At 60.1% G+C, this 9,909-nt stretch carries 14 protein-coding genes; 6 read left to right on the forward strand and 8 right to left on the reverse strand.

What is annotated here, in order from left to right:
* Positions 1-1,067: mechanosensitive ion channel family protein (locus WBF74_RS05600; protein WP_424436441.1), on the reverse strand; the 1,067-nt coding region annotated here is incomplete at its 3' end.
* A 39-nt stretch (positions 1,068-1,106) separates the two neighbouring features.
* Entirely contained in the window at positions 1,107-2,726 is a 1,620-nt protein-coding gene (locus WBF74_RS05605) for a peptide chain release factor 3 (protein WP_424436444.1), read from the reverse strand.
* A gap of 124 nt (positions 2,727-2,850) precedes the next feature.
* On the opposite strand from WBF74_RS05605, the gene WBF74_RS05610 reads away from it, so the two are divergent.
* Together WBF74_RS05610 and WBF74_RS05615 are read left to right on the forward strand one after the other, a co-directional pair.
* Positions 2,851-3,189 (forward strand): YnfA family protein, encoded by a 339-nt coding sequence (locus WBF74_RS05610; protein WP_424436447.1) that lies wholly within the window; start codon positions 2,851-2,853, stop codon positions 3,187-3,189.
* Between the two features lie 91 nt (positions 3,190-3,280).
* The gene (locus WBF74_RS05615) at positions 3,281-3,499 is read left to right on the forward strand and encodes a hypothetical protein (RefSeq protein ID WP_424436450.1); all 219 of its coding nucleotides are present in this window, start codon (positions 3,281-3,283) and stop codon (positions 3,497-3,499) included.
* A gap of 15 nt (positions 3,500-3,514) precedes the next feature.
* Here WBF74_RS05615 and WBF74_RS05620 read toward each other — a convergent pair whose 3' ends face one another.
* Complete coding sequence (locus WBF74_RS05620) at positions 3,515-3,847, reverse strand: DUF1491 family protein (protein WP_424436453.1); 333 nt, start codon at positions 3,845-3,847, stop codon at positions 3,515-3,517.
* A gap of 189 nt (positions 3,848-4,036) precedes the next feature.
* Between WBF74_RS05620 and WBF74_RS05625 the strand changes: the two genes are divergently transcribed.
* From WBF74_RS05625 to WBF74_RS05635, 3 genes are all read left to right on the forward strand, one after another.
* Entirely contained in the window at positions 4,037-5,152 is a 1,116-nt protein-coding gene (locus tag WBF74_RS05625) for a hypothetical protein (protein WP_424436458.1), read from the forward strand.
* A 308-nt stretch (positions 5,153-5,460) separates the two neighbouring features.
* Positions 5,461-5,880 (forward strand): DUF5330 domain-containing protein, encoded by a 420-nt coding sequence (locus WBF74_RS05630; RefSeq protein WP_424436461.1) that lies wholly within the window; start codon positions 5,461-5,463, stop codon positions 5,878-5,880.
* Positions 5,881-6,041: 161 nt separating this feature from the next.
* Positions 6,042-6,470, forward strand: a complete 429-nt coding sequence (locus WBF74_RS05635; RefSeq protein ID WP_424436464.1) for a SufE family protein — start codon at positions 6,042-6,044, stop codon at positions 6,468-6,470.
* On the opposite strand, the gene WBF74_RS05640 is transcribed toward WBF74_RS05635, so the two are convergent.
* Together WBF74_RS05640 and WBF74_RS05645 are read right to left on the reverse strand one after the other, a co-directional pair.
* On the reverse strand, positions 6,467-7,018 hold the full coding sequence (locus tag WBF74_RS05640; RefSeq protein ID WP_424436467.1) for a DUF6456 domain-containing protein: 552 nt from the start codon (positions 7,016-7,018) through the stop codon (positions 6,467-6,469). The genes WBF74_RS05635 and WBF74_RS05640 overlap by 4 nt on opposite strands.
* Entirely contained in the window at positions 7,015-7,356 is a 342-nt protein-coding gene (locus WBF74_RS05645; RefSeq protein ID WP_424436470.1) for a helix-turn-helix domain-containing protein, read from the reverse strand. Before WBF74_RS05645 ends, WBF74_RS05640 begins: the two co-directional genes overlap by 4 nt.
* Here WBF74_RS05645 and WBF74_RS05650 point away from each other — a divergent pair.
* Positions 7,315-8,073 (forward strand): helix-turn-helix domain-containing protein, encoded by a 759-nt coding sequence (locus WBF74_RS05650; protein ID WP_424436473.1) that lies wholly within the window; start codon positions 7,315-7,317, stop codon positions 8,071-8,073. The two genes, WBF74_RS05645 and WBF74_RS05650, sit on opposite strands and share 42 nt — an antisense overlap.
* Here the strand turns inward: WBF74_RS05650 and WBF74_RS05655 are convergent.
* The 3 genes from WBF74_RS05655 to WBF74_RS05665 form a co-directional block, all read right to left on the reverse strand.
* A complete protein-coding gene (locus WBF74_RS05655; protein WP_424436476.1) occupies positions 8,048-8,533 on the reverse strand; it encodes a hypothetical protein in 486 nt (161 codons plus the stop codon). The genes WBF74_RS05650 and WBF74_RS05655 overlap by 26 nt on opposite strands.
* Before the next feature lie 77 nt (positions 8,534-8,610).
* A complete protein-coding gene (locus WBF74_RS05660; RefSeq protein ID WP_424436479.1) occupies positions 8,611-9,120 on the reverse strand; it encodes a PAS domain-containing protein in 510 nt (169 codons plus the stop codon).
* A 100-nt stretch (positions 9,121-9,220) separates the two neighbouring features.
* A complete protein-coding gene (locus tag WBF74_RS05665) occupies positions 9,221-9,610 on the reverse strand; it encodes a MucR family transcriptional regulator (protein WP_424436482.1) in 390 nt (129 codons plus the stop codon).
* Positions 9,611-9,909 lie beyond the last annotated feature (299 nt).

Below are 9,909 nucleotides of genomic sequence, written 5' to 3' on the forward strand. Positions count from 1 at the left end.
GCGAATTTCGCGCCTGCGCTTTCCACCGCCTGCTTCACGCGGAAGGCGAGTGCTTCCTTCAGCGCCAGCCATTCGCCCCAGACAATCGTGTTGGTGAAGCAGTAGATCATAATGTCGATGGACGACGGACCAAAGCTGTCGATCCGAACAAAAAGATGCGCTGCAGGCGGCTGTGCAAAGCCTTCCGTCGAACGGAGGTAGGATTCAATATCATTCAGAATGCGCCGCAGCTGCTCATGTGTGGTGCGGTATTCAAGGCCGATCTTCCACGAAAGACGCCGATGCGTCATGGCGCTGAAATTCGTTACCGCATTGTCGGAGAGATGCTGGTTCGGCACATAGACGGGCGCACGATCAAAGCGGCGCACCAGCGTGGAGCGGAAGCCGATCTTCTCCACCGTGCCTTCGACAATGCCGTCCACGAGAATCCAGTCGCCATAGCCGAAACGCTTTTCGACAAGAATCGAGATGCCACCGATGAGATTCTTGAAGAGATCCTGCGCGCCGAGTGCCACGGCAACGCCGAAAAGACCAAGCCCCGCAATGATCGGACCGATCTGCAATCCCCATATCTGGAGAACCGCTGCCGCACCGAGAATGACCACGCCCACCTTTGCACTGCCGACAAGCCAGCTCAAAATCTCCGGTGTCAGCACCGCGCCGAACTGACTCAGAAGATCACGAAGGGGCGCCACCGCATTGTAGAACACCCAGAAGATCGCAATGGCGATGAGCGAGCGGTTGACGTTGTTCGAAAACTCCGCGAGGTCGCCTTCAAAATCGAGATAGCGAACGGCAAAGAAAAGTCCGAGCGCGATGAAGAGAAACCTCAGCGGCGCGCGGATGGACGCGCGGAAATGCTTGCCAAAGACATTGCCTGACTGTTCCACCCATTTGTCGAGCCATTTCAGCACGAGGCGGGTGAAGATGTCGCGCAGCACATAGAAGAAGCCGAATATGGCGAAGGCGACGATGATGTCGCCGATATTCATGCCGAAGACACCGGTAGTCCACACCTCGACCACGAGTGACCAGTAGTCACGAAAGCTGTCGCTCAGATCCTGCATCTATCTCCGTCTGCCCTGTCCTGAAAATCTATAGACGCCTCACGACGTTGCGGGCGCACGTTCGCGCGTTGCCGAGAAGCGGATGTTCGGCCATTTCTCCAGCGTGTAGTTGAGTTCCCACATGCTCTTGCCCATGAAGACAGGCGCGCCATCGCGATCCGTCGCCATGTTGCCGCGATGCGCTTCCATGAAGCGCTTCAGTTCTGCCGTATCATCCGCGAGCACCCAGCGCGCCGTTTCGTAAGGTGCGGGTTCGAAATGCACATTGATGCCGTATTCCGCCGCGATGCGAGAGGCAAGCACCTCAAGTTGAAGCTGCCCGACGACACCGACAATCCAGTTCGCACCGATCTCCGGCTTGAAGACTTGCGTGACACCTTCTTCGGCAAGGCTTTCCAGCGCGCGGCGCATATGCTTCGCCTTCATCGGATCATCGAGCCGCACGCGGCGCAAAATTTCCGGGGCAAAGTTCGGGATACCGGTAAAGAGGAGGTCTTCCGTCTCGCTCAACGTGTCGCCGACGCGAATGGTGCCGTGGTTCGGGATGCCGATAATATCCCCCGCATAGGCATCATCCACCAGCTCACGGTCCTGCGCGAAGAAGAGGATCGGGTTGTGGACGCCGATTGTCTTCCCGCTGCCTGACAGTTTCAGCCGCATGCCGCGTTTGAACCTGCCCGAGCAGATGCGCATGAAGGCGATACGGTCGCGGTGGTTCGCATCCATATTTGCCTGCACCTTGAAGACGAAGCCGGAAACCTTCGGCTCCGTCGGCTGGACGAGCCGCGTCGCGGCAGGCTGGGGGCGCGGTGAAGGCGCGAAGCGCACCACCGCCTCAAGCAGCTCGCGCACGCCGAGCTTGCGCAGCGCGCTGCCGAAATAAACCGGCGTCATATGCCCGGCGAGATATTGCGCCACATCAAATTCGGGGCTGCCGCCGCGCGCGAGTTCCCATTCATCGCGGAAGGTTGCGAGTTCATCCGCATTCATAAACTCGCTCATGCGGGCACTGTCGATGCTTTCCGGCTCTTCGATGCCCCTGACGCCCGGCTTTGAATAGGGAACGAAGCGATCATTCTCCGGATCGAAAATGCCGCGCAGCAGCCCGCCCATGCCTGCGGGCCAGCCCATCGGCACCGTGTCGAGAGCGAGCTTGGAGGCGATCTCGTCCATCAGTTCGAACGGATCCTGGCCTTCGCGGTCGATCTTGTTGATGAAGGTGATAATCGGCACATCGCGCAAGCGGCAGACTTCAAAAAGCTTCAGCGTCTGCGATTCAATGCCCTTCGCGGCGTCGATCACCATGATGGCGCTGTCGGCGGCGGTCAGCGTGCGGTAGGTGTCCTCACTGAAATCTTCGTGGCCCGGCGTATCCAGCAGGTTGCAGGTGATGCCCTTATATTCAAACGTCATTACGGCGGAGGAGACGGAGATGCCGCGATCCTGCTCGATCTTCATGAAGTCGGACCGCGCCCGCCGGCTATCGCCGCGCGCCTTCACCTGACCGGCGAGATGGATCGCCCCGCCCTTCAAGAGCAGGTTTTCGGTCAGCGTGGTCTTGCCCGCGTCAGGATGGGCGATGATGGCAAAGGTTCGGCGGTTGCGAACCTGCGTTTCCACATCGCCAGATTGTCGGGCGGCGGTTTCGGTCGTGCTCACGTCTCGATCTCCGGAATATTTGCGGCGGACCCTAAACGAAAGTGCCCGGAACCGCCACCCGGGAGCGCGACGCTGGGCTGACATGCCCTTATAGTCGCCTCACCCGCATATCCTTGAGGTTTTCATGCCCGCCATCGCCAGCACCTATCTGATCTATCTTGCGGCCGCGCTTGCCGAAATCGGCGGCTGCTTCGCCTTCTGGGCCTGGCTGAGAAACGGCCATTCCATCTGGTGGCTGGTGCCCGGACTTGCCGCGCTCGCCACCTTTGCCTGGCTTCTCAGCTTCGCACCAAGCGATCATGCGGGGCGTGCATTTGCGGCCTATGGCGGTGTTTACATTGCCGCCTCCCTTTTCTGGCTCTGGATTGCGGAGGGGCAGAGACCCGATCTGTGGGATCTTGGCGGCGGCGCGCTCGCGCTTCTGGCGGCTGGCATCATCCTTTTTGCGCCGCGCAGCGCCTGAAAAGCGCCGCCGCGACAAACTGGCAGATGCGCGGGGATACACGCGTTATGCAAAAATGAGCGCATTGGCATTCAGAAAACGGAAAACAGTAATGACGACAGCCAGAGACATTCTCACGCCTCATCTTGAAGCGGCGCTCGCGGAAGCAAATGAGAAGAAGATGTCGAGCGACGCCGTTGCCCGCATTCTCTTCGAACAGGCTCTGCGCATCTGGAAGGAAAGCCGGTCGCCGGAAGATATTCGCGCGGAGCTTCTGGAAGCAGCCGACCATCTCGACCCGGATGAAGACTTCACCTTCATGCGGCCCTGACAGAGAAAAGGGTCGTCAGCCGAGCTTTTCCAGCAGGAAGTGGCGGCCCTCCCTGTCTTCAATCTCGACCACCCAGATATCGGGATCGAAGGCACGCTGCTTTTCGATATAAGCGTCTGCCTCTGCCTCGGCCTGCCGCCCTTTCGCGAGCCAGATCAGCTCGCCCTCCCCATCCCGCGCGGGGCTGTAAATCTCCGCTTCGCCGTCCAGCGTGTTTACCTTGAGAAGCACGGTGCCCGAGCCTGTATCGCCCCTGCGGACCACAAAGGCGGACACGCCAGCCACCTCGCAGCGGCGTATCAGTGCCTTGACCCAGATTTCCGCCTTCAGCCTTGGGGCCCGTTCCATCACCTGTGATCCTCAAAACCTGCGGATTTCGCCGTAACCCCGCCATTCATCAGCTTTTCCGTCCGGCGGGCAACTATGTCATTCATCCTTAACGCGTTTCCTGTTTGCGGCATCGCGCGCGGCGCATTAGACTCGCTAATAACTCATTAAGACAAGCGGGTGGGGACAGTTGTGACGAGGGGTATCGGCGTGGAACAGACTGGCAAGGCTCGCGCGCATTCTTTTGCAGCACCGCTGAAGCTTTCCCTGAAACTTCTTTCGGGACTTTCGCTTGCCGCACTCATCACCGGTTGTACGGTTATTGAAGGCGGCAAAGCCTCCAAGGAAGAGCCGAAGCCTCAATTGACAGCGGAAGCCCCTGCCGAGGCACCCCCTGCTCCGGCAGTACCGCCCGCAGCGGGCGGCGTCGGTAATGTCGCTTCTGCCAATATTCCGATCCCGCTTCCCGCGCCGCGCCCTCAGGCGGCCGTGCAGGTTGCCTCGGTTGATCCTTCTGCCGGTATTTCGGCCCTGTCCGCCAAGCCGCAGGTTCAGCAGCTTGCAGGCGTTTATGCTGATTACGGATCGGCCCTTGCCGCTGTCAGCGAAAGCCGCCTCAACACGCCGAGCGATGTACGCCGGGCGATTGCGACGCTGCGCTTCTCGCGGGCGGATGATCTGGCGGAAGGCTGGTTCGTTGCACATGCCATGGTTGCCTCGCAGGCGCCCGCTTTCGCGCAGGGTGTCCGCGATGAAGTCCGCTCGCGCGGAAAGGCTGCCGTGCTTGAAGCGCTGCGCAGCGATGACAATTACATCCTGCAAATTCGCGGTGCCCGCGATGCGACGGAAGCCGTGACGGTGGAGCTTCGCAATCAGAATACCCGCATGGCGGCGCTGTCTGCCCGTTTCCTTGAAACGGCCTATGCCTTCCAGAAGCAGAAATGGGGCATGAGCACGCCGCTGCCGGGTGCCCTGCCGGAGAGCAAGACCGCCGATGCGAGCGAGAGCCTGATGGAACGTGCAGGCGCCCTTCTCGCCAACCTGTCTCCCATCAGCCCTGCCCATGCCTATCGGCCGAGCGTGATGAACCGCATTCTCACCCTTGCCGCCTATCAGGTGATGGACGGTTCGATGGAGGCGGGCCTTGTCTCGACCCGCAATCCCACGGGGCGCTGCCTCAACTGGGCGCGGCTCAATCTCGACCAGTGCCTTGCTGCTGCCCGCTTCCCCTCGGAAGAAGCCTATTGCACGGGCAAGCATGCGGTGGAGGAAGTGCGGACTTGCTTTGCGGATGCCGTGCCCTCTTCGGCACTCAACGCGCACTGACAGAGCTTGAAAGGCCGCCGGGCAACGGCATGATCGCGCGCCTGCCGATCTGCGCAATTTGAATTGAATCCGTCTCAGATTTTAACTGAATACGCCTCAAATTTGAGGCGTATTTTTATTTTATTTTACAATAATTATATTATAATTACTTTGTCTGTAGAGAATTGAAATCAACCAACACTCAATTTTCGAAGTATAAAACCCAAACTCCTTTTCAATTTTACTTATCGAATTAACAGGCCAGCAGGTCTCTACCCCACAGGATCGCCTCAGGTTCAGACGCGAAATCTTTGGGAAGGGATCGTCGCATGTCTTTTGTTCTGAGAGCCGCCTTCTGGCTCACCGTTCTCGCCTTTCTTCTGCCCGGTGCAGAAGATGAGGGCACATCGCAAACCGCTGCCCTTACGGGCGACATTTACCGGGCTGCCTATCACGAAGAGGCACCCCCACCTGATCACGCCGATATTGGCGCGGGCGAGGCACTTGCCCTTGCCGCACGCTCCGCGCAGGACGTAATGGGCTTCTGCGGGCGAAACCCGGAAGTCTGCGAGAAGAGCCATGCCCTCGCAGGTCATATCGTCCGGCAGACCACCTATTACGGAAGCATGGCTGTTGTCTGGATCATCGAGAAAGCCAGGGAGCGGCAGCAGAACAGCACCACTACTCCGTCCGCGGGTTCGCATATAGCGCAACCCCGTGCCGCTTCCGGCCTTACGGCTGGCGCCTGAAGTCACCCATCAGGTTTGCCCGTCGGCTTCCCGGCGCCTCGTATGAGGCGTCCCGGCGGCCAACAACGCCCCGCCATCCCGCAAGGATGTGCGGGGCGCTTGTTCTTTGGAGTTCATGTCGCTATGTCCTCTTCATGCCCTCCGACACCCCGCAGGCCGATATGAGCATTCAGGATCTCATCGACGATTTCGCCTTCCTTGACGAATGGGAGGAGCGGTATCGCTATGTGATCGAGCTTGGCAAGAGCCTTGAACCCCTGAGCGAGGAAGAACATTCCCCGGCCAACAAGGTGGAAGGCTGCGTCAGTCAGGTTTGGCTGGTGAATGAGGTGCGCTGCGATGATGAAGGGCAGCCCGTTCTTCATTTCAGGGGCGATAGCGATGCGCATATCGTGCGCGGCCTGATCGCCATTCTGATGCGCCTCTATTCCGACAAGCGGCCAGCTGACATTCTCAAAATTGATGCGCGCAGCGTTCTCGCGCAGCTCGGCCTTGATGCGCATCTCACGCCGCAGCGTTCCAACGGGCTTTATTCGATGGTCGAACGCACTCAGGCAGATGCGAAGGCAGCCCTCGGCGCCACGACCTAGGCTCTTTCCTCAATTCCGTAATGGGCGGCGAGCCGATCCAGCGCAATTTGCAGCACGAGCTTGCCCGCCCGTTTGGGCCAGCCGAAGCCTCTCTCCGCTGCTTCCAGGCCCTGCAAATGGCAACAGACACTCAGCAATATGTCTGAAAGGCCGGGGCCGACCGCCGCAACAGCCTGCGAAACGCGCTGCCGCGCGGCGAGAGCATGGTCTGCAATCTCGGCCGGATCGTGCTGGCGACCAGAGCCTCCGCTGATCGGCCGCGACCAGTCCGCCGTCACTCGCGGCGTCATCTGGCCGATGGTGAAATCGCGCCGCAGCCGCTCTCCCGCTTCAAACTGGCTTGCGCTCAAAAGCGGCTTGCCGTCACTCCCCTTCCGCCGCCGCAGCCAGCCAAGGGGCGACTCTCCCTCATTGACCTCGACGCTCACTTCTTCGCTGCCGAGCCTGATCTGACGCCGGGCAGGAAGCCGATGCTGCGCCTGAAACGGGTCGGCGGTATTTTCCGGTGTTTGCGCGCGGGCCGCGCCTTTTCTGCCCCCGCCTTTCATTGCGACCAAACCTTCTTGCCCGCTGCCGGCAGACGCCGGGCGATTTCGTCCAGCAGGCGATCGAAATTCTCGTCATCGCGCCGGTCTTCCACCCGGCGGCACGCATGGGCAGCCGTCGTCCTGTCACGCCCGAAATGGCGGGCGACAGAGGCAAGGCTGACGCCATACACGACATGCGAGAAATACATGGCGACCTGACGCGCTTGCGCCACCGGGGCGCGGCGGCGGGTGGGTGAGCGCATCTCGGAAAGCGGTACCTTCCACTCCCGCGCCACAACCTCCTGCACCCTTGCGACATGCAGTGCCTTTTCCGCTTCGGCCAATCCTCGACGTCTCATCACTCTCCCCTTTCGCTCACACGAGCACCCAGCGCGCCCTTTCGGGGAAATAATTTACTTATCCTGTACAAAGAGGGGATAAGTTGTGTAATATTTCGGGGAACACATACCGGGAGGCAAGCGCTGCAAACGAGGATTCGATATTTCCGGAAGGCGCGGGGACTGACCCCGACTGAGCTTGCCGAAAGCCTGGGAACGACGGCGGCGACCGTTTCACGCCTTGAAACGGCGGATATGACGCTTTCGACCGGCTGGCTGGAAAGGATCGCGCAGGCGCTGGATGTCGGCGTTACCGATCTGATCAGTTCGGGGCGGGAGAGCCTTGTCTGTCAGGCGGAGCTGCGGCCGGGCGGCCTTGTCGCCTCGCTGACGGAAGCAATACCGCTTGCCCCCGCCCTTGCCGAAGGCGCGCGCGACCCGGTCGCCCTTCGTGTGGCACAGGAACTCGGCCCCTACAGCGCGGGCGACCTGTTGATCGCCGACCTGGTGCAGGTGGAGGAGGCAACAGCCCTTCCCGGTCGGGACTGCCTTGTCTCCAACGCGGAGAACAGGCGACTTTTTGGGCGCCTCGCCTTTCTGGAAGGCCGGGAATGTCTCGTCGTCCCGCCTGAAGCGGGGGCTGCAGCGCTGAAGCTTTCGGACGTGAAGAAGGTCGCGCCGGTTGTGGCGTTGATCCGCCGCTTCCCGTCCGTCAGCCGCCCACGTTCCGGCAAGTAACGGTCACGCTGCTGGAAGCGCCTTCTGCTCCGCCGCAATCCATACCCGGAAAGCACATGGGCGCAGGCGCACCGGTGAAGTGAAAGGCGATATAGGCTTCACCACCTGATGACGCATTCACGATGCCGCTCAGCTCATAGCTGCGCGTCTCGCCGCGCGAGAGGGTGATGACAGTGCCGACTGGCGGGTCGGAAAGCGGCACATAATTCTCGCCATCGAAGGTAATGTTTGCCGTGCCGCCAACATCCCCGATCTCGCATTGCGCGGAGAGATTGGCCGGCCCTTTCTCACCGCCCCTGACGGGGAAAAAGGCGCTCTCGCCTGTGCTGAGCGTTGTCGTGCCCTCTTCAAGCCGCGCATTCGCTGCGGCGGGTGCCGCCGCAAGAGGCAGGGTAATCGCGGCAAGCACGAGAAGGGTGCCACGACGCGCTGCACCACGAAACAAACCCGACAAGAACATGACCCTTTTGCTCCCTCGCAACATCCCCCGTCGTCAGTCTGCATGCAGACGGGCGATCGATCAACTTTGCGGATGGGTCAGGCGATGCGCAGGTTGGCGCGGCTTGCCAGGGCGTGCGCCTTTTCAGACTGCATGAAAGCATCATGGCCGAGCACCATGACGATGCGGCCTTCATCATTCACCAGCGGCAGGCGAAGCCAGAACTGAAAAATATTCGGCTGTTTCCACGGCGTGAGCGGCACCACGCCTTGCGCGGGACGACCGCCAATAATCACTTCGCGATAGGCCGCGTCCCAGTAATCCGTCTGATCGCCGAGATCATATTCATCGAGATAGTGGCCCGTGATCTCGACGCCGAGATAGTCGCGCAGCCGCGTGCCCGCAAGCCGGATACGCAACCGCGGCTGCGCATCATCGGTCACTTCAACAATGCTGAGAGACGGCAACATGCGGCGCAGTTCCGCCGGCTGAATATCTGCCCGCGTCGGATAGCCGCTCGGTCCTGCTTTCGTACGCCAATAGTCGAACAGCTCCTGCTGCTCAGGTACGATCAGCTGTGCCCTGATTGCCCGATCTGTCGCGTCCAGCGGACCAACCCCTCACATATGGCAGCGCAAGGCCGCCCCCCGAATCATTGCTTCGATCTTGGGGCCGGTTGCGGCGTCGTGCAAGGAGAATGGCGCAGGTCTAGCGTGTCCTGCGCTTGCGCTGGCCGCTCTGCCCCAGCCCCATTTTCTTGGCGAGACGCGAGCGCGCCTGCGCATAGTTCGGCGCGACCATCGGGTAGTCACGCGGCAGCCCCCATTTTTCGCGATATTCTTCGGGGCTGAGATTGTAATGCGTGCGCAGATGACGCTTGAGGGATTTGAACTTCTTCCCGTCCTCAAGACAGATGATGTAATCCGGCGTGATCGATTTGCGGATGGGCACGGCCGGTTCAGCCTGCTGCGCTTCCGCAGCGCTCCCGCCCAGTGCCGCCTCACTCAGTGCGGCGAATACTCTATGTATCAGGTTGGGGATTTCATCGGGGCCGACGCTGTTATGTCCGACATAGGCCGAAACGATTTCAGCGGTCATATCAATCAGTTCAGCCTTTTCAGACACTGCGCCCTCTTTATGTCCGACCCTCAAGCAGCCCCCGTCTGCACGAAGGTGATGAAAGATCAACCCCCACCAATATTGTTCAGTTCTATAACTCTTAGCCTGATTAACAATCAAGTGCTCAATTAAGAACCAACTGTTTTAGCGACGACCTGTATTTTTAATATCGGTTTTTTGAGCACTTCACAGCAGGTCAGGTGAATATGCGCTCGTTCCCTTGTCCGGGAGCAACGGCGCCGGGAGAATACTCAAATATCGGGCGCACAGTGTCGCCC

Source organism: Parvibaculum sp., from assembly GCF_049672805.1.
Lineage (GTDB): Bacteria > Pseudomonadota > Alphaproteobacteria > Parvibaculales > Parvibaculaceae > Parvibaculum.

Bases quoted from the DNA above. Each gene is read 5' to 3' on its own strand.
- WBF74_RS05610 (WP_424436447.1), top strand. From the start codon at position 2,851: ATGCCCGCCATCGCCAGCACCTATCTGATCTATCTTGCGGCCGCGCTT.
- WBF74_RS05615 (WP_424436450.1), top strand. From the start codon at position 3,281: ATGACGACAGCCAGAGACATTCTCACGCCTCATCTTGAAGCGGCGCTC.
- WBF74_RS05620 (WP_424436453.1), bottom strand. From the start codon at position 3,847: ATGGAACGGGCCCCAAGGCTGAAGGCGGAAATCTGGGTCAAGGCACTG.
- WBF74_RS05630 (WP_424436461.1), top strand. From the start codon at position 5,461: ATGTCTTTTGTTCTGAGAGCCGCCTTCTGGCTCACCGTTCTCGCCTTT.
- WBF74_RS05635 (WP_424436464.1), top strand. From the start codon at position 6,042: ATGAGCATTCAGGATCTCATCGACGATTTCGCCTTCCTTGACGAATGG.
- WBF74_RS05640 (WP_424436467.1), bottom strand. From the start codon at position 7,018: ATGAAAGGCGGGGGCAGAAAAGGCGCGGCCCGCGCGCAAACACCGGAA.
- WBF74_RS05650 (WP_424436473.1), top strand. From the start codon at position 7,315: ATGCAGTGCCTTTTCCGCTTCGGCCAATCCTCGACGTCTCATCACTCT.
- WBF74_RS05645 (WP_424436470.1), bottom strand. From the start codon at position 7,356: ATGAGACGTCGAGGATTGGCCGAAGCGGAAAAGGCACTGCATGTCGCA.
- WBF74_RS05655 (WP_424436476.1), bottom strand. From the start codon at position 8,533: ATGTTCTTGTCGGGTTTGTTTCGTGGTGCAGCGCGTCGTGGCACCCTT.
- WBF74_RS05665 (WP_424436482.1), bottom strand. From the start codon at position 9,610: ATGACCGCTGAAATCGTTTCGGCCTATGTCGGACATAACAGCGTCGGC.